The sequence below is a fragment of the Clostridium chromiireducens genome, from assembly GCF_002029255.1.
GTDB classification, from domain to species: Bacteria; Bacillota; Clostridia; order Clostridiales; family Clostridiaceae; genus Clostridium; species Clostridium chromiireducens.
On sequence record NZ_MZGT01000005.1, the window covers coordinates 21,002 to 40,489 of the forward strand.

Below are 19,488 nucleotides of genomic sequence, written 5' to 3' on the forward strand. Positions count from 1 at the left end.
TTTACATACCTCCTAAATCATCCATATTACCACCTGACTTTTGGTATAACCACACAAGTATTAAGGTAATTACAATTAAGAAAATTGAAATCGCTGATCCTAATGGCCAATTTCTAGCGGTTATAAATTGAGTTCTAATAATATTACCAATTACTTGAGTTTTACTTCCTCCAAGTAAATCAGTAACAAAGAAATATCCTAATGCTGGGATAAATACTAGAATACTACCTGCAAATATTCCTGGCATTGTAAGAGGTAAGGTAACTTTTATAAACGAAGTAACAGGTTTTGCTCCTAAATCGCTACAAGCTTCCAAAAGAGATTTGTCCAATTTCTCGATCGAGCTATATAATGGTAGAATCATAAATGGTAATAACATATATACTAGACCTATCATAACGCCCGTTGTATTGTATACTAATTGAAGTGGTTCATTAATTAATCCTAATTTTAACAATAGTGAATTGACAACACCGTCCTTACGAAGTAAGTTAATCCATCCAAAAAGTCTAATTAATGAACTTACTAAGAAAGGAACTATTACCATAGCCATAAAAACAGTCTTCTTTATAGTTGTTTTTTGAGCTATAAAATACGTAAATGGATACGCAACTATTATACAAATTATAGTCGCAAAAGCTGAAATCAAAAGTGATCCTGCAAAAACTTTCAAATATAACGGATCAAATACCTGCATAAAATTATTTAGTGTGAATCCAATAACAACACCACCATAAGCCCCTTTATTCATGAAACTCATAGCAAATACATAAACAAAAGGAATAGCTACTAGCAAAATCATCCATGCTGAAACTGGACCTACTGTGGTTATAAGAGGCAGGTTTATTTTCTTTTTACTGTTCATTTAAGCACCTCCTTATTTTGCTTGCTTCTCTACTGTAAATACAGGGTTGTCTATAACATTAAATACTTCTTGACTTTGTGATTTAATAACTACTGCATCTTCCTTTTCCCAATATACACATACTTCTGAGCCTATTGGTAGCAATTCCACTTTTGGAGTGGTATTCATCTTTATCTCCATTCCTGTTGGAAGCACAATTATAGTTTTGTTCACATTTCCAATATAAACATGTTCTTTTACCTTCCCTACAAGGGTGAATCCCTCTATCGGCTCTTTAGATAACCTTATATTTTCCGGTCTTACTAAAACATAAATTATTTCATTATCCATAACTTGAGAGTCTAGTACTATAGCATCTCCATTTTCTAATTTTACTTTTAATACATCATTTCCCAATTTATTTGCAACTCCATAAAAAATATTTGATTCTCCAATAAAGTCTGCAACAAATTTAGATTTTGGTTTTTCATATATTTCCTTTGGTGTTCCTATTTGCTCTAAGTCCCCTCCATACATAATTGCAATTCTATCGCTCATGGTTAGCGCTTCCTCTTGATCATGAGTAACATAAATAAATGTGATTCCCAGCTTCTTCTGGAGACGCTTCAACTCAAATTGCATTTGCTTTCTTAATTTTAAATCTAGAGCTCCTAAAGGTTCATCTAGTAATAACACCTTTGGTCTGTTTATAAGCGCTCTTCCTATTGCAACTCTTTGTTTTTGTCCACCTGATAACTGATCTGGTTTTCTATTTTCAAATCCTACTAGCTGCACTAATTCAAGAATTTCTGTAACACGTTGTTTAATTTCTGATTTGTTAACTTTCTTAACTGATAGTCCAAAAGCTAAATTATCATAAATAGTCATATGAGGAAATAGTGCATAGTTTTGAAAAACTGTATTTACTTCTCTCTCGTATGGTTCAGTGTTTTGAACCTCTTCACCTTCAATATAAATGCTTCCACTAGTAGGTGTTTCAAAACCTGCTATCATCCTCAAGGTTGTGGTCTTACCACAACCTGAGGGCCCAAGCATAGTTAAAAATTCACCTTTTTTTATATCAATAAACAGATCTCTAACTACATGATTTTCTCCGTATTTTTTATTTATATTGTCTATTTTTACGATAACCTCAGACATTTTATCCCCTCCAAAGTCTTATTTTCTTCTTTCTATCCTTTAAACTTGGTCCATAAGTCAGTTATTTTTGATACATTTTCTCCAATATCTTGTAGACCTTGGCTCTTTTTCATTTCTGCTTCTGAGATATTTACAATATTGTTATTTTTAAATTCTTCTCCTAAAACTTCTTTAGCAGCTTTGTTTGGATTTACATATGGGAACGTCTTTGATATAGTAGCACTTACTTCTGGATCTAATATATAATTCATTAATAAATCTGCATTTTCAGCATTCTTTGCTTCATTTACTTTCATCATCATATCAAATGTGAAATAGATGCCCTCTTCTGGATAAACCACTTTAATTGCTGGATTTTCCTTAGCTGCTAAAGCACATTCACCGCCGTAAACAAGACCTAATGAACACTCACCATTTAATAATAATGTCTTTGGACTATCACCGTTAAATGCATGGATATTTGGTTTTAGTTGTGTTAAAAAGTCTCCTGCTTTCTTTAACCCTTCATCACTTGTATCATTTATCTTATATCCATTTGTCATTAATCCAATACCAACAATTGGCCTAGCATCTTCAACTACAACCATTGTATCTTTATATTTAGGGTTTAATAAATCCTTATATGATTTTATATCATCCTTAATTTTATCTGTATTGACTGCAATCAATATGCTTGTACCCAAATAAGGAATACTATATTCACTCTTTGGATCATTTGATTCATGTAAATATTGTTCATCAATATTTTTATAATTTTCTATTTTACTTGTATCTAATTTTTGAATTAAATCTTGAGATTTTAATATTTGGATATCTTGAGCTGGACCAATAATCATATCGTATGTCCCTTTACTCCCCGACTTAACCTTTGCTAGCATTTCATCTGGGTCAGTAAATGTAGTCATATTAACGGTAACTCCGTACTTTTCTTCAAATCCCTTTAGCACTTCATCTGGAAGATATTCCGACCAGCAAATAACATTTAATTCTTTGCTTCCACTACTAGAATTTCCACCAGCACTTCCGCCAGAAGTTGATTGAGTATTGGAACCACAGCCTGCTAAACTCATTATAGTCACAGTTCCCATCATTATGCTTACTATAAATTTTTTTAATATTCCCTTAATCATTTAACTCACTCCTCTTAATAAATCTCATTTTTTAGTTTTAAAATATCTTGATTAAACTCAAATTATAATTTCATATAAAAAAGTGCATAAAGATATTCATATCTTTATGCACCTTTGCATTTAAATATTTATAATTATAAAGCCTTACTTCCTCTTTCACCTGTTCTAATACGAACAACTTGTTCTATATTACGAACAAATATTTTACCATCTCCAACATTACCAGTACCTACTTTATCTATTACGGCTAAAAAGATATCTTCCAAAATATTATCTTCTACTACTGCCTCAACTTTGATTTTGGGTAGTAAATTAATATTTGTTTTTAATCCTTTGATTTCATTTACTCCCTCTAAAGATCCTCTCTGGGTTCCGCATCCCATTGCAGTTGAGATTGTCATTCCACCACAGTGATATTCATCTAAAATACTTTTAACAATTTCTAATTTTTCTGGTCTTATAATTAATACTATTTCCTTCATAACCTCTCTCCTCTCTAATTATAAAATTATATAAAAAGTTCCTTCTAATTAACTAGTCCACTACTTCTTGTGAATAATATACTATCAAAATCTTTTTATAACAATTCACCAAAAACACCATTTTAATTCTACTTTTTAATATATAAGTACTTATAAAGGAGTATGTTTATTATTTTTCCCTAACCATTTTGAATAATTGAACCCTATTTTTAATATTTAATTTTCTATAAATATTCAGTACATGCTTTTTTAAGGTATTATTTGTAATGCATAACTTATCACTAATTTCATTGTTCTCTAAACCGTTCATAAGTTCGGATAAAACAGATTCTTCTCTCTTTGTTAATCCATAAATGTCTACACATTGTGAAATAGATAACTTTTCACTCTCCATAGAATTATTATTTAAATCCTGATATAGTCTAAATGCTAAATGTTCCTTTATCATATCTAATACAAAAGAATCTTCATATCCAAAATCTGCTTTTCCTTTTAGCCTAAAAAAACACACTACGCCAACAAATTGATTTTTATGCGCTAGTATCATATTTAATGTATTATGCCAGTTATTAGGTTCAAAATATTTTTTATAATATTCAGTTTCTACTCGTTTTTGCTCAGAAATAATGTCACTTTCTCTATAAACTTTGCTTTTACCACCAAACATTAGTCCCCTGCTATAATCTATGCTGTCATACTTGTCCATATAGTTTTCATCTGCTCTAGGTTTATAATTATAGAAAACCGGGTCAGTCAATGTGTGGCTATTCAATTCTGACGCAATGTAAAAATCAGCGCTATCAAAAGCTAATATTAACGCCATCTGAGTAAGGAAATTTTTTCTCATAGTCACAGAATCCTCAATAGAATTAATTTGATAAACAATATTGTTTATCACCATCCAATCATTTGTTTCTAAACTACGCATATGTTAAAACTTCCTTTCTTATTATTAATTAAATTCATATAAAATAATAAAAGCATATGTAAAAACTCGTAAACCAAGTATTACATATGCCACTCTGCATATTTATATTATTTTCCATTTATTTTATTAGTTATATTCTACTCTCTTAGCATACCTCTTTCAACATTATCATTTGACCATTTTTTTATAACAGTCTACTCCTTTAGGAGTAGATTGAGAGTATGCTGTAATATTTAATAAATCTTAATAATCTCATTTTATGCGATTAATATTTGATAGATTAATTTAATTATCTTCATCAAAGTATAATACTGATTCTGTTTCTCTACAATATTTTACGCACATACATTGTGCTAATTTCCTTGGGCATTTATAACATAAACACGTTAAATCTTTTCCATCACATTTCCCTTGTTTTAACTCTGTGCAATCCCCGCAATTTACTCCATTTCCTGCCGGCATAATAATATCACTACTCCTTTAACTTTATACTTACATTATTATTAACCCAAAACTAATGAATGTCAAATAAATAGATAGCTTTTTTCACCAAAGCTATCTATTCTTACTTAAGACATATGAAATTGCATTTACCAAATTGCTACCCTATCTTCTGGACTAACATACATACGATCTTTATTTGTTATGCCATATGTGTCATAAAACTTTTGAAATTGAGGTAAAACTGCATTTACTCTAAATTTATTAGGTGAATGAACATCTGCTATTATAGCATATTCCGCATATTGTTTTGTTGTCATTTGCCGCCAAGTAATTGCATAGCTTTCAAAAAATGCTTTATAATCAGGATTGTCCATAGTTCCTAATATATCTAATAGGCAGGATACACCTCCGATATCCGCAATATTTTCTCCTGCCGTAAGATTTCCATCTATATTTACATCTGGCATAGCTTCAATTTCACTATAAAACTCCTTTACTTTCTGAGTTTTTTGTGTGAATTTTTCATAATCTTCTTGACTCCACCAGTTACTAAAATTTCCGTCTGAATCAAATTGTGCACCTGTGTTATCAAATGCGTGACTAATCTCATGACCTATGATTGTCCCTATTCCACCTAAGTTCTTTTCTTTACTGGCACTTGGGTCATAAAAGTGCCCCTGTATAATCCCTCCTGGTATTATAATCGAGTTCTCATTTACACTATAAAACGCATTAACTGTCTGAGGAGTGAATACTTCTTTTTTATTATCTACTGATTTATTTATCCTACTATATTCTTTATCAAGCGAAAAAACTCGTAGTTCCATTATATTATCAAAAAGAGAGCCACCTTCTTCATAAGACTTAATGCTCAATTGTGAGTAATCCATCCACTCTTCTGGATAACCTATTTTAATGCTTAAATTATCAAGCTTTTTGATAGCATTTTGTTTAGTCGAATCGCTCATCCAATCAAGATTTTTAATACGTTTTTTATAAACGTCTATAACTTCTTTGGTAATATTCTCTACATCCTCTTTAGTCTTTTTAGAAATATACTTTTCCGCATAAATCTTCCCAATTCCCAAGCCCATCATACCACTAACTGTACCCAACGCATCTTCTTCCTTTGATATATTCCCCTTTACGCCAAGAAGGCCATTTTCATATTCCCTATATGCATTTTCGAAGTCTTCGCTTATATAATTGGACGCATATAATAAATTGACTATTTCAATATAATTCTTAATAAGAGGCAAATTTTCCTGAACATATATTTTATTAAATCCCTCAAGCCATTTAGGATCTTCTAAAATAATTTTATTAGGATTATTAATCCCTAAATAACTAAAAATAGCCGAGAAGTTCAAATTTGGTGCTAAATCATTAAGTTCATCTAATGTATATACATTATAAACGGAATCAATTAAATTTGAAACCGTAGACGCCTTTTGTTCTTTTGAAATACTTTGCGCCACCATTTCTTCAAACTTAAACATATTATCTACTTTTATATTCGCCTCACTTTTAGTATATCCACTTAATACTAAAAGTTTATTATAATAATCTTGCGTTAACTTCTTATTTTTTAGTGTATTTTGGGTTGTATTAGTATACTTCTCTGAATCTCCTAGACTAAGTACCGTAGGGCTTATATACAATATATTATTTTTAACGTCCTTTATATCTTTATCAACATGAAACCTTATAGTTGAATTTGCTACTTTTTTATCAATCCACAATTTTGTAACATCATCGATTGTTTGTATGCTCTTAACCTTGTTTAAGGTTTGTTCTACTGGCTTTAATCCTTCTCTATTTCGAGCTTCTACATTAAGAACATTATTATACAGATTTATTATTTTTTTCTGATCACTATTTTCACTATATATACTTTCATTCGATATTAATTCATTCATAATAGATTTTATCTGATTTGTTACATTTTTTTCAACATCATTAAATGTCGAGGTGGTCGAGTTTCCTTCTTGAATTTTTGCAGTATTGAACCACTCATAATTTATTGCATCATAAAAATCATCTTGTAATCTTATTTTTTGATCATTATTTGAGTTTACTTCCTCCGCTATTGCCATCGTATATGATACAGGAGACATCATTAACATAAAGATTATTAAGCTGACTATGGCATATAATTTCTTAATTCTATTCATTATCTAACCTCTTTTCCAGCATAGTTTTTAATAGTTAGTATTGATATATCGGTTGTTATTTTCTTAAAAGAAGGCTTTTATTTCCTAATAACTTCCTAATACATTATGTATATACTTTCTTCACTCAATTTTATTTATATAAAGTATCTGCTAGAACCTTATTTATTTTACACTAATAAAAACTATTCTTTGACTTTCCAAATTAGTAACAAAATCCACCTCATTAGCAATATTAATAGTTAGGCTCATCTAAATAAATGTATCCGTACAAATAGCTTGTCTCATATATTTCTCTATATCTGAAAGCAGCTCCATGCCAAGTTGATTCGGATATATAAATCTTTCCACCGCTTATCTTTTCTACAACAGCTACATGTCCACTTCCGCTGGATCCCGGTAAACTAGATTTCCATACTGCTATCGCTCCAACTCGTGGCTGAGATCCATACTGATATTTACCACTTTTTTTATTCGCCTCCCACCACTCATAGCCATTGCCTATAAATCCTGCATCAACTGGTTTTATTCCAGTAAGTTCCCAAGCTCGTCCCCAAGCATACCATGTACAATTACCTTTAATTTCTTTTCCTCCATTAAGAAATGGCGGTGATAATCTAACTTTGTAAAAAAGATTATCATCTGAGTAGTAATATTTGTTTCCCATGCTTGGTGCTGTATCTCTTATTTTGCCCTTCTTTAATGAATCATCAGTAACATTATCATCCATACTATCATCTTTTTTACCACTATCTATTGGGGGAATATTATCGTTTTCTTCTTTGACATTTGTGTTGTTAGTATCCTCGGGCCCAATTACAACAATTGGTGGTGTGCTTTGAGGCCTTTCAAATATAATCCACTTGGAACTGATCCAACCTTCTTTCCCATTAATAACTATTGGATAGAATTCATTTTCTTTATCTCCCAGAATTTTTACTTCTGTTCCTTTAGCCAAAGTTCCTATTATATCTGAAGAAGTAGTAGCTTTTGCTCTTATATTTAACAACCCATCACTAGTTGATACATATGCTATACGCGAGTTATCCGTGTTTTTTATATCTCCTACTCCAGGTTGCGCTTGTTGAACTATTTCCTTGCCACTTAACATTGCCCCAGTCTGAGAAAAGTCATATGTTTTGCCATCAATTGTAATGGTTCCTGTTTCCATTTCTCCACTTGAATTTGTAAAATACCAAGTGCCATTATCATTAATCCATCCAATGCTCATTTTCCCATCATTATTAAAATGATACCACTTCTCATCGATTTCCTTCCAGCCTGTGAGCATTTCACCACTTCCAGATAGGTTGTACCAATTACTACTATATTTAATCCAACCAGTACACATTCTTCCATTATCATTAAAGTAATACCAATTTTTATCTATTTCTTTCCATCCAGTAACCTTGCTCTTATTCTCTATCCAACTCCAGTTATTTTTCGAATCTTTAACCCATTCCGCTGAAGCTGATGTGTAATGCATATTTGCCGTTGTTAAGGCTGCTATTGTCATTAGAATCAACTTTTTTATAACTTCTTTCTTCATACATTATACCCTCTCTTTACAAATTAATAGTCGTAATTCGTAATCTCATATGTAAACCTACTATGAATCCATTTCTACTATTATCTAATGAAGGAAAATAAATCCCATCTATTAAATATTAACTCAAAAATAAACAATTAACAAATGAATTATACATAATCATTCTGAAAATAACAAAACACTTGTTTATTAAATTTCAAAGAAACCTCTTTGAAATTCAGCAAACAAGTGATATTCTCTTTATTAAAAATTAAATTTTGCAACACCCTAAATTCCTCAACTGAAAATCAAAATTTTTGTTATAAATACAACCCTATTATTATTAAAACAATAACACCTGGAACTCCAAAAAAACCTGCTACTAAAGCCGTAATCGGATTAATTGCTAATGAGAAGTTAACATTTATGCCAACTACACTAAGATTTGCAATTATAAAATTAACTGCATATAGTATAACAACGCCTATTATCCCATTTATAATTATTTTTATTGGCCATTTTAATAATCTTGTTAATAAGAATAATGCTAATATCCCTATTAATCCATATACTAAATATTGTCCATCCATGTTCAACTTCCCCCACCTTATCTACTCAGCAATTTGTACATTCTTATCAACAACATAGTTAATACCTACACTTATACCCCTTTCTCTTGCTATTGAAAGTAGGTAATCATATCTCTTTCTCGCCACATATTCTGAATAAATCGCAACCTCTATTAGTTTGTCATCGTTAACATTATTAAACATGCTGCGTGCTACATTAATCTCCATTTTTGCAATTTCCATATCTTCTATTAATTTTGCATACATCTTTGAGTCTTCAGTCTGGTTCATCAGGTATTCTACAATATTTTTTTTATTCATGTAAATCCCTCCAAAAAACTTCTTGTTAACATTTTATCCATCAGTTGGTAAAAATATACATATTTTTTCTTTTTAAATACCTTAAATTTGTAACACTTTTAAAATACTCTTATATATTATATGTATAAGAAGCTTTTCACTCATGTCAGACAGAAACTTCTAACTCCCATCTATGTAACACTTTTTCTTGGAACCTAATATTACTTTAGGTTCCTTATTTTTTTAAAGTTCTTTTCTTCCTTCTAATGCCTTAGATAATGTAACTTCATCTGCATAATCCAAGTCTCCACCTACAGGTATTCCAGCTGCGATTCTTGTAACTTTAACATCAAGGGGCTTAAGTACTTTTGATATATACATCGCTGTCGCTTCCCCTTCAATGTTTGGATTAGTTGCAAGTATTACTTCCTTTATATCTTCATTCATTCTTGTGACTAACTCTCTGATCTTAATATCTTGAGGACCTCTCCCTTGCATAGGAGATATATTTCCGTGTAGCACATGGTATACTCCGTTATATTCCTTAACTTTTTCCATAGTCATAATATCCTTAGGTTGTTCTACGACACATATAGTTCCTTTATCTCTATTAGGATTATCACAAAGAGGACAAGGATCCTTATCTGTAAAATTTCCACATACAGAACAATACTTTATTGTCCCTCTTGCCTTAACTAATGCATCAGCAAATTCTTTTACCTCTTCATCTGGAAGATTCAAAATATGTAGTGTGAGTCTTTGCGCAGTTTTTTGTCCTATGCTAGGTAACTTTGCAAATTCCTCTATTAATTTCTCTATGGCCACCGGATAAAATTCCATCATGATTAAAACTTCCCCTTTATTTCATATTTGTTTGATATCTGATATTAAATAATTTATTATAAAAAAGCATACAGATTGAGGATCCCCGACAATTCTGTATGCTAGCCATTATAATTTCTTAAGTTCTTAGAATAATCCGCCTGGCATTCCCATTCCGCCTGTTAGCTTACCCATTTTACTTGAAGTCTCTTCTTCTGCTTTTCTTAATGCTTCGTTAACGGCACTCATCACTAAATCTTCAAGCATTTCTACATCGTCTGCGTCTACAACTTCTGGCTTTATGTTAATTGCTGTTACTTCTTTTTTACCATTTACTTTTACTACTACGGCACCACCGCCTACTGACGCTTCAAACTCTTTTGTTTCAAGATCCTTTTGCATATCTTCCATTTGCTTTTGAAGCTTTTGTGCCTGCTTCATAAGATTATTCATATTTCCGCCACCAAAACCGCCTGGAAATCCACCTTTTGCCATAAAAAATCCTCCTCTTTCTTCAATCTCATTTTCTAATTATAAAACATCTTTTAATAATACTCAAGTTATAACTAATAATCGTCAATACACAACTTACATTTCTTTACTATTCATCATACACCTTGAATGGCACTCCATTTACTGCTTCTTTCAGCAGATCTTCTTTATCCCTACTCTCTTGATTTGTTCTTACGATATAGTCAACTATTACTTTTTCTTTCAAGATTTCAGAAAATACTGAGTTTACAATTTCTCTATATTCTGCTTTTTGCAATCTATCTCTATTAAATGCATACATAGCATCATACTCCAATGTAACTATACCATTCTTAAAATTATAAGGCTTAGCCGTAACAATTGACGCATAGACGATCATTGCTCTCTTTGCTTTGAACTTTTCCAACACTTCAGTCCAAGCTCTACCAACATCATCAATAGTTAATGATGAATTAGGATTTATCTCTATCTTTTCTGCATGACTTATATTAGAGCTACTTTCAGCCACAGTTTTTTTGACTCCTGAATTAGTATGCGCATATTTTGAATCTTCATTAGTTTTTTCAACCTGAACCATTTGTATCTTTCCACTCTTCAATGATTCTTCAAGCTGATTTATTCTTGATACTATTACTTCATTTGAAGTGTCATATTCAATTTTACACATTTTAATTATTGCAAGTTCTAAATATAGTCTACTTTGCTTACTGGCCTTTGAATTTATTTCTGCATCCTGAAGTATCCTAATTGCTCTCATTATTTCTTCTACTCTGATTTTTCGTCCTTGCTCTTTAACCATATAAATATTCTCAAGAGACATATCTAAAACTTCTTCTGGATTGTTTGTAACTTTCACCATAAGAAGATTTCTAAAGTGAGCTATTAAATCCTTGATAAAAAGCTGCATATCCTTACCTGAATATACAAGCTTATCAATAATAATCATTGCCTTCTCAACACTTCTATCTATAACTGCATCAGCTATGTCAAATAAATATTCGTTAGTTACGAGTCCTAGAATACTAACTAAATCTTCGTACTTAATTTGACTATCTCCCATGGCAATTGCCTGATCTAATATACTTAATGCATCTCTCATTGCACCATCACACACTCTTGAAATCAAGTCTAAGCTTTTCTCTTCATAACTTATGTTTTGAGAATCAGCTATTTTTTTAAGTCTATTAGAAATTTCTTTTTGGTTTATTCTCTTAAAATCAAATCTTTGACATCTAGATAAAATCGTTATTGGTAGTTTCTGCGGATCTGTAGTTGCTAATATAAATATTACGTTTTTAGGAGGTTCTTCTAAAGTCTTTAAAAACGCATTGACTGCGCCAACAGATAGCATATGTACCTCATCCATTATATATATCTTATACTTTGCTTCCTGCGGTGGGTATTTGGTATCATCTATAATATCTCTAATCTTATCAATACCATTATTAGATGCTGCATCAAGTTCTGTTACATCAATCGCTAGACCTTCATTAATCTTTTTACACATTTCACATTTATTGCATGGCTCCCCATTTTGCAGTTCAAGGCAGTTTAGAGCCTTTGCCATTACTTTTGCCGTGGAAGTTTTTCCAGTTCCTCTCGTTCCACAAAAAAGGTACGCATGAGCAATTCTATCATTTATAATTTCATTCTTTAATGTTGTAGTTATATGCTCTTGCCCTACTACATCATCAAAATTTTTCGGTCTCCACTCTCTATATAATGCTGTATAACCCAAGGGGTTCTCACCTCGCTATTTCTCTTAAATATATACTTATTATACACCATTGCATCAGCGATGCAAATTGTACAATTAGGAAAACTATAAAGGACAAGGAATACTTAATTCTTTTATAGAAATGTTAAAATACTTGAAATTTACTCTACAATAAATAAATATACTAAGTGACTTGTTAAATAGTTTAGGTTAAAATGTATATTGGATAAATTTATTTGAAAGATAATTTTGACAAATTATACAAGGAGGAGTACATTCGATGAGTTTATATGATGATAAATACTTATCTATTGCTAACGATATATTAGAAAATGGTTATTTTGATGATAATAGAACTGGAGTTAAAACTTATAAATTGCCTCATCAAATAATGCAATTCAATCTAGAAAAAGAGTTCCCTATCTTAACAACAAAATTTGTAGCTTTTAAAACTGCTGTAAAAGAACTTTTATGGATATTCAAAGATCAATCAAATAGTGTAAAAGAATTACAAGCTCAAAACGTGAAAATTTGGGATGAGTGGATGATGGATGATGGAACTATTGGAACTTCATATGGATGGGTAGTTAAAAAATTTAACCAAATGGATAAATTGATAGAGGCATTAAAAAATAATCCTCAAGATAGAAGAATGATGATTAATCTATGGCAAATCCAATATCTCGACGGCGGTCCATTATATCCTTGCTGTTTCCTAACAATGTGGGATGTAACCGACGGAAGACTTAACTGCATGCTTGTTCAAAGAAGTGGAGATTGGGGTCTTGGAGTTCCATTTAATACATCACAATACGCTGTATTAGTGCATATATTAGCGCAAGTAACTGGGCATAAGCCAGGATTATTTACTCATGTTATAAATAACGCTCATATATATGAAAATCAAGTTGAAGGTTTAAAGCTTCAATTAACACGAAAAAATGATACATATGCTGCTCCAAAACTTTGGATTAATCCTGAAATTAAAAACTTTTATGACTTTACACCAGATGATATAAAACTTGAAGAATATAAGCACCACGAAGCAATTAAGATGGACGTTTCAGTATAGTAATTAAAGTGTTTGCTTAATAAAAATGAATTCAGTAACTTAAAGACTCAAGGAGGAATACTAAATGATATCTGTAATTGTTGCTGTTGCTCAAAATAACGTTATTGGAAGAGATAATAAATTATTGTGGCACATTTCAGAAGATTTAAAGAGATTTAAAAAAATCACTTCAAATAAAAAAATGATCATGGGAAGAAAGACATTTGAATCATTACCTGGTGTCTTACCAAATCGCGAACATATAGTTGTAACTAGAGATGAGAATTATAATGTTAACTCTGATCAAGTGACTATAATACACGATCTAAACTTATTGCTTGAAAAATATTTAAACTGCGAGGATGAAATTTTCGTAATTGGTGGAGCAGAAATTTATAAGCAGCTTCTTCCTTACGCACAAAAATTATATTTAACTAAAATAGGAACCTCTTTCGATGGTGATACTTATTTTCCTGAAGTTAATTATAATAACTACAAAACAGAGTATATTTCTGAACAATTAACTGATGAAAAAAATGGTCTTAATTATACTTTTATAGATTTAACAAGAATATAGACAGTGTTTACAAAAGAAATCCTAGAAGAAATAAAGATAATAGAAATTTGTGATTCTAATATTTTAATTTCCTTTAGGAATTTTTCTTAAGTTTTTATCAATTATTATTTAAATTAATATTGGGGGCTTTAATATGAAATTTATAACTTATAAATATAACAATCAAGAACAAGTTGGTATTTTAACAAAAGATGAAAATGGAGTTTATCCACTAGAAACCCTTGGCATTCACTATGTTACTATGACTGAATTAATTGAAAATATAAAAACAGAAGAAATAGACTCACTAAGCGGAATGCTTAATGATAGTAGTAAGGAATATATCTCAACTAAAGATATTAATATAATGGCACCGATCCCTAGCCCTAAGCAAGACATAATTTGTTTAGGCATTAATTATATGGAGCACGCAATAGAATCTGCAAGGTATAAAAAAGAAGCTTTTGGTGGCGATAGACCATACGCTGTATACTTTTCAAAAAGAGTAGGACTTGCAACTGGACATGGAGATTATATTCCTAGTTATCCAGAACTTGTAGATAGTTTAGATTATGAAGCTGAATTGGCAGTAATAATAAAAAAAGATGCTAAGAATGTATCTAGGGAAGATGCTTTTGACTATGTGTTTGGATATACCATAATGAACGATGTAAGTGCAAGAAATTTACAAACAAGACATAAGCAATGGTATTTCGGTAAAAGCTTAGACGGATTTACACCAATGGGGCCTTGTATCGTTACTAAAGATGAATTCACAACTCCACCAGTATTGAAAATTTCTTCTAAAGTCAACGGAGAGTTAAGACAAAATAGTACTACGGATCTTATGATTACTTCAATTGAAGATGTAATTTATGAATTATCTCAAGGAATTACTTTAAAAGCTGGAACTATTATTGCAATGGGGACACCTGCTGGCGTTGGCATGGGATTTGAACCTCCAAAATTTTTAAAATCTGGTGATATAGTTGAATGTGAAATTGAAGGCATTGGATGCCTTAAGAATATTGTACAGTAAGTTTTACAATTAAATATATATTAGCAAATTGCAAGTTAGATTTTAATTTTTGTTAATTAGTATATTATAAATAAGATAAGAAAAAGAGGGTATTTCATAAATGAAATGCCCTCACTTTCTTATCCTATTGTGTCCTATGTTAATCCTATTGAAGAATAACCTAATTAATATTCCTATAATTAAACATTAAAATAAACCATGCACCTCGCTTCGTTATTAGTTCTCTATACGTTACTAATGCAGTTAGCTCAGACCAGATTGATCCACGGCACATGAAAGGGACCACTTATCGCTGCTTCCTTCCAGACCTGACGAGGTTCATAGGCTTCCATTGCGTGGGACCCAGTCCTCAACACCACTTACAAAAGTCAGACTATAAATTGCTAATACCTAAGCGAGGGATTCAACCCTGCTGTAGCGGATTGCAGGTTACAGGGCACCGCTAACTCCCCATCTAGCATGGCAATGGTGGAATGTCGAGGGTTTGAACCTCAAAACTTTCTCTAAATCGAGAAAACCTTCGCCCCCAGTGGACGTCAAACCATGTTAAACATTGCTCTTTTAAAATATACACTTAATAAATTGCTAAGCATTAACATTTTATGTAAAATTATTAACCTTGATAGCATAAATTTATTAAACCGTATTTTTGATACTTGTTAATAATAACACATAAAGTTCTTAAGTTCAAGGATATTATCTTTGTCTTTATATTAAATTTCTTCCATCCTTGACATACCGTTATAGTATTGTGAGAAAATCAATACTATAATTTCAATAACCGTTTATATTTTCCTTATTTTCCTAGGAAGTTAAAAAAAAATAATTTATCATATTATTCTTTAACAAGAATAATATGATCCTTTTCCACATCTGCTAATGCCTCAAAAATCTTAATTAGATTCATATTATTAACTTCATTTTTATATTTTTCATAATAGCTTACAGCATGTTCCTCTTTTTGCTTTGCTAAACCTAATAGAGCATTATCACTATCATATCTTTCATAACTTATTTTACTTAAATTAGGAGCATTAGCAAATCCACCTAGCCTTTGATGCACTTTTGAATGAATTATCTCTATTCTTGATAACGCTTCAAATGTCTTTCTTACTTTATCATTCTTTGACATAAGTGCTGCGATATTGTAAAAATCACCATTAAAAAGTTCTAGCTTAACAGCATGATCTAAAATTTTCAAAGTATCTTCATTAAGTAAATTACTATCTATTTCAATAATTTCATTATTTTCGCTTAAGTATTTTTTACTCACACCACAGAACGGACAATATATTATATTATCTATAGTATTCTTATTTGTAAAAGCCGACTCGTTAAAATTATAATTTTTTTCATTTATATCCATACCACATATTTTACATTTCAAATGATCCACCACCTTAAAACTTTATATATACTCTTGTGTATTCTTACACGACTTTGACTTCCCCATATCTTAGATTGCTATTCTACATAGAAAACTAGCTAAAGCAACTCCACCTATGCTCAAAAATACATTAAGGAGAACATTGCTAATACCTAGTATATATCTCCCGTCATTTATAAGACCGATTGTTTCATAACTAAATGTTGAAAATGTTGTAAGCCCTCCCATAATTCCAGTTGTTAAAAAAAGTCTCATATTGGGTGATATTAAATTGGTAGACATACTTAGCTCCATAATCATACCTATTAAGAAGCCTCCAACTACATTTACTATTAATGTTCCTAAAGGAATATTTGAATTAATAATCTTTGATGACTGTAAAGTAACTAAATATCTAATTGCTGCTCCTATAAATCCTCCAATACCTACATAAATTATTTTTTGCACCCTAATCACACTCCACTCACTTAAAGATAAAAGACTCCTGCTTAGAAAGCAAGAGCCAGTAGTATTCACATATACCAGTGAACTCCATAATCTTTTAATTGTTGACTATTCTAAGTGTTATTATATTCTACTAAATAATAAAAGTAAATTACACCTTTCCCTTGCTAGCTGTAACATTTTTTGAGTGTAAGACTTTTATTATGCCTGTAAATATTATTAATAATGTTAATATTAATATTAATTCAATCATAAATAGTTCTTCTGGCAAAGCATTTATTATAGGGTCAGTTACTGGATCAAAGATCCAATAATCATTTCTAAAGAATATTTTATGAAAGATATAGAATGTTTTTGGGAAATCAATTATTGTCGCCGCAGATATAATTGCAAATATTATAGCTATTATATTTACGCTTCTATTGAAGCTTTCAACAAGCTTCTTTCCTTGCTTACTTCTTTTATTACCCATTAACTTTACTAATTTAAAAATCATTAAGATGATAAATATAATGCTAAAAATGTATAATGCTATAAATATTCTCTTTACTTCATAGAAATGAATCTTCCCAAAATTACTCATAGTCAAACTATTAAGTACTAATTCATGATCAAATGGATTTTGAACATAATTTATTACTCTATTATAATTGTCCATTAATATTTCTGTTGATAATCCAGTATAGTTATTTAATTCATATTTCTGTATTACATATTTATAAACAATAGTCATGTTTAAAACACTTAATACCGAAATAGAAATAATCGATATTGCATAGAATAAATCTCTGAAAAAATCATAAAATTTCTTAGTTGTATTTAGATAAACATTCTCCTTAATAAGCGACTCACTTCCTTAATAGAATTTTAAATAAAACCATTTATAATCTTTAAATCATAAATGGTTTACTATTAATTTAATATGTTAAATTGTATTCTTCTCCATAGAAATATTAACATCAATGTTCATATCTCCTACTCCCATTTGTACACAAACTACTTTATCCGAGCTTGCATTTGCAGTAAAGCTTCCATGCACAAGTGTTGGCGTGGATATATTTATATTTATATCTTCTTTTGAAAAATTAGTTGCTACAGTTGCAGTTATCATATTTGTAAGTTCAGATATTGCACTTTGAGCCAATTCATCAAAATTTTCTACAGGCATACCCATCATCATTGTTGATGCAATTGTTTTTGCAGCTTCTAAACTTAATCCATAAATAACATTTCCCTTAATATCTCCAATAATACCAACTATGATAACAACCCCTGGACTTTCTATAAATCTGCCTTTTAAGCTTATCCCCTTTTTTTCTACAGCAGGTAATCCTAATTGTGGCATTACACTAGCAAAAGAACTTATTATAGGATTTATATAATTGACATCCATTCTCCTTCACCTCTTCCAAAGCCTATACTTATTGACAAATCTCCAAACTGTGTCTTTGCATTTGCAGAGTATATAATTTCCAATTCCGCTTTTGATATATTAATTGATTCCCCATGAAACGTAGTTGGAGGTGCAACTCTTAACCCAAATATCTTATTTTTCTTGTTTATCATCGAACATGCATTTCCCGCTGCCATATTAGCTATTTCTGACATGACATTAAGAACTTCTTCGTTATTCTTAGGATCTCTCTTAAGTAAGGCTCCCGACATCTTTTGCGCTGTTTCAAATGATGCATCAAAAATTATTCTTCCTGAGTATTTTCCTATAACACCCATAACAATCGAAATACCCTTACTTACTTTTTCCACATTCTCATTATTTTCATTGGTAACTTCGGGGATTGTTTTAGTAAGTTTATTGAAAACATCTAATAGAGCTTCTCTAAATACAGCTGAATATAACCCATCTAATTCAGAAAACAACTCTTCATCTGCCATAACTCTATTTATTAATAATGTTAATTCTTCTGCATCAACTGGCTTTTGGGCATATCCACTCACATGAGTTTTTCTAGCCTTTCTTACTATCTCATCATCCATCATTGAACTAACAATTATAACTTTAATATTAGAATTTATTTTATGTATTTCTCTAGTACATTCAAAGCCATCCGTTCCTGGAATAGTCATATCCATTGTAACTAAATCCGGCTTAGTATTGGTAACTACCTCAATAGTTTCCTCTAAAGAACTTGCTTCTCCCACAACATTAAACCCATTTTCTGTTAATAAATCTCTCAATAATGCAATTTGAAAAGGTGAATCATCAACTATTACTATATTTACATTCTTCATAAATCTAACCACTCCTTTATTATATAAAATAATAATTAACTCACATACCCTATACATTTTTTTATCTTTTCTACCCTTGTAAAAATGCTACCATAAAAATTTATTAAGTATGTTTTTTATACGAATTAACTCTAACACCATTATATTTTAAAATTCAACATTACTCAACAAAA

General features: G+C 30.7%; 21 protein-coding genes and 1 other RNA gene. 3 read left to right on the forward strand and 19 right to left on the reverse strand.

What is annotated here, in order from left to right:
- Position 1: 1 nt before the first annotated feature.
- From CLCHR_RS02295 to dnaX, 13 genes are all read right to left on the reverse strand, one after another.
- On the reverse strand, positions 2 to 865 hold the full coding sequence (locus CLCHR_RS02295; RefSeq protein ID WP_079438070.1) for an ABC transporter permease: 864 nt from the start codon (positions 863 to 865) through the stop codon (positions 2 to 4).
- Positions 866 to 877: 12 nt separating this feature from the next.
- Complete coding sequence (locus CLCHR_RS02300; RefSeq protein WP_079438071.1) at positions 878 to 2,005, reverse strand: ABC transporter ATP-binding protein; 1,128 nt, start codon at positions 2,003 to 2,005, stop codon at positions 878 to 880.
- A gap of 32 nt (positions 2,006 to 2,037) precedes the next feature.
- Positions 2,038 to 3,135, reverse strand: a complete 1,098-nt coding sequence (locus CLCHR_RS02305; RefSeq protein WP_079438072.1) for a polyamine ABC transporter substrate-binding protein — start codon at positions 3,133 to 3,135, stop codon at positions 2,038 to 2,040.
- 134 nt (positions 3,136 to 3,269) lie between these two features.
- The gene (locus tag CLCHR_RS02310; RefSeq protein ID WP_079438073.1) at positions 3,270 to 3,617 is read right to left on the reverse strand and encodes a P-II family nitrogen regulator; all 348 of its coding nucleotides are present in this window, start codon (positions 3,615 to 3,617) and stop codon (positions 3,270 to 3,272) included.
- Between the two features lie 169 nt (positions 3,618 to 3,786).
- Entirely contained in the window at positions 3,787 to 4,545 is a 759-nt protein-coding gene (locus CLCHR_RS02315) for a helix-turn-helix domain-containing protein (RefSeq protein ID WP_079438074.1), read from the reverse strand.
- A gap of 285 nt (positions 4,546 to 4,830) precedes the next feature.
- Complete coding sequence (locus CLCHR_RS24650; RefSeq protein WP_169896739.1) at positions 4,831 to 5,007, reverse strand: hypothetical protein; 177 nt, start codon at positions 5,005 to 5,007, stop codon at positions 4,831 to 4,833.
- A gap of 128 nt (positions 5,008 to 5,135) precedes the next feature.
- Positions 5,136 to 7,163 (reverse strand): M13-type metalloendopeptidase, encoded by a 2,028-nt coding sequence (locus CLCHR_RS02320; protein ID WP_079438075.1) that lies wholly within the window; start codon positions 7,161 to 7,163, stop codon positions 5,136 to 5,138.
- Between the two features lie 232 nt (positions 7,164 to 7,395).
- On the reverse strand, positions 7,396 to 8,709 hold the full coding sequence (locus CLCHR_RS02325) for a CHAP domain-containing protein (protein WP_079438076.1): 1,314 nt from the start codon (positions 8,707 to 8,709) through the stop codon (positions 7,396 to 7,398).
- 299 nt (positions 8,710 to 9,008) lie between these two features.
- Positions 9,009 to 9,278, reverse strand: a complete 270-nt coding sequence (locus tag CLCHR_RS02330) for a pro-sigmaK processing inhibitor BofA family protein (protein ID WP_079438077.1) — start codon at positions 9,276 to 9,278, stop codon at positions 9,009 to 9,011.
- A gap of 21 nt (positions 9,279 to 9,299) precedes the next feature.
- Positions 9,300 to 9,578 (reverse strand): DUF2508 family protein, encoded by a 279-nt coding sequence (locus CLCHR_RS02335; protein WP_079438078.1) that lies wholly within the window; start codon positions 9,576 to 9,578, stop codon positions 9,300 to 9,302.
- A gap of 222 nt (positions 9,579 to 9,800) precedes the next feature.
- The gene (gene recR, locus CLCHR_RS02340) at positions 9,801 to 10,397 is read right to left on the reverse strand and encodes a recombination mediator RecR (RefSeq protein ID WP_079438147.1); all 597 of its coding nucleotides are present in this window, start codon (positions 10,395 to 10,397) and stop codon (positions 9,801 to 9,803) included.
- Positions 10,398 to 10,526: 129 nt separating this feature from the next.
- Positions 10,527 to 10,874, reverse strand: a complete 348-nt coding sequence (locus tag CLCHR_RS02345) for a YbaB/EbfC family nucleoid-associated protein (protein WP_079438079.1) — start codon at positions 10,872 to 10,874, stop codon at positions 10,527 to 10,529.
- Between the two features lie 106 nt (positions 10,875 to 10,980).
- Positions 10,981 to 12,609: a DNA polymerase III subunit gamma/tau gene (dnaX, locus tag CLCHR_RS02350; protein ID WP_079438080.1), complete on the reverse strand. Its 1,629-nt coding sequence runs from the start codon at positions 12,607 to 12,609 to the stop codon at positions 10,981 to 10,983.
- 259 nt (positions 12,610 to 12,868) lie between these two features.
- On the opposite strand from dnaX, the gene CLCHR_RS02355 reads away from it, so the two are divergent.
- The 3 genes from CLCHR_RS02355 to CLCHR_RS02365 all read left to right on the forward strand — a co-directional run bounded on the left by CLCHR_RS02355 (position 12,869) and on the right by CLCHR_RS02365 (position 15,234).
- Positions 12,869 to 13,660, forward strand: coding sequence for a thymidylate synthase (locus CLCHR_RS02355; RefSeq protein ID WP_079438081.1), 792 nt, complete (start codon positions 12,869 to 12,871; stop codon positions 13,658 to 13,660).
- A 64-nt stretch (positions 13,661 to 13,724) separates the two neighbouring features.
- Positions 13,725 to 14,216: a dihydrofolate reductase gene (locus CLCHR_RS02360; protein ID WP_079438082.1), complete on the forward strand. Its 492-nt coding sequence runs from the start codon at positions 13,725 to 13,727 to the stop codon at positions 14,214 to 14,216.
- A gap of 133 nt (positions 14,217 to 14,349) precedes the next feature.
- The gene (locus CLCHR_RS02365) at positions 14,350 to 15,234 is read left to right on the forward strand and encodes a fumarylacetoacetate hydrolase family protein (RefSeq protein ID WP_079438083.1); all 885 of its coding nucleotides are present in this window, start codon (positions 14,350 to 14,352) and stop codon (positions 15,232 to 15,234) included.
- Positions 15,235 to 15,430: 196 nt separating this feature from the next.
- On the opposite strand, the gene ffs is transcribed toward CLCHR_RS02365, so the two are convergent.
- From ffs to CLCHR_RS02395, 6 genes are all read right to left on the reverse strand, one after another.
- Positions 15,431 to 15,697, reverse strand: an RNA gene (ffs, locus tag CLCHR_RS02370) — signal recognition particle sRNA large type.
- 372 nt (positions 15,698 to 16,069) lie between these two features.
- Entirely contained in the window at positions 16,070 to 16,621 is a 552-nt protein-coding gene (locus CLCHR_RS02375) for a ferritin-like domain-containing protein (protein ID WP_079438084.1), read from the reverse strand.
- A gap of 69 nt (positions 16,622 to 16,690) precedes the next feature.
- Entirely contained in the window at positions 16,691 to 17,068 is a 378-nt protein-coding gene (gene crcB / locus CLCHR_RS02380; protein ID WP_079438085.1) for a fluoride efflux transporter CrcB, read from the reverse strand.
- A 148-nt stretch (positions 17,069 to 17,216) separates the two neighbouring features.
- Positions 17,217 to 17,906, reverse strand: coding sequence for a TIGR01906 family membrane protein (locus tag CLCHR_RS02385; protein WP_207652300.1), 690 nt, complete (start codon positions 17,904 to 17,906; stop codon positions 17,217 to 17,219).
- A gap of 84 nt (positions 17,907 to 17,990) precedes the next feature.
- The gene (locus CLCHR_RS02390) at positions 17,991 to 18,458 is read right to left on the reverse strand and encodes a chemotaxis protein CheX (RefSeq protein ID WP_079438087.1); all 468 of its coding nucleotides are present in this window, start codon (positions 18,456 to 18,458) and stop codon (positions 17,991 to 17,993) included.
- Entirely contained in the window at positions 18,440 to 19,315 is an 876-nt protein-coding gene (locus CLCHR_RS02395) for a response regulator (protein ID WP_079438088.1), read from the reverse strand. Before CLCHR_RS02395 ends, CLCHR_RS02390 begins: the two co-directional genes overlap by 19 nt.
- Between the last annotated feature and the right edge of the window lie 173 nt (positions 19,316 to 19,488).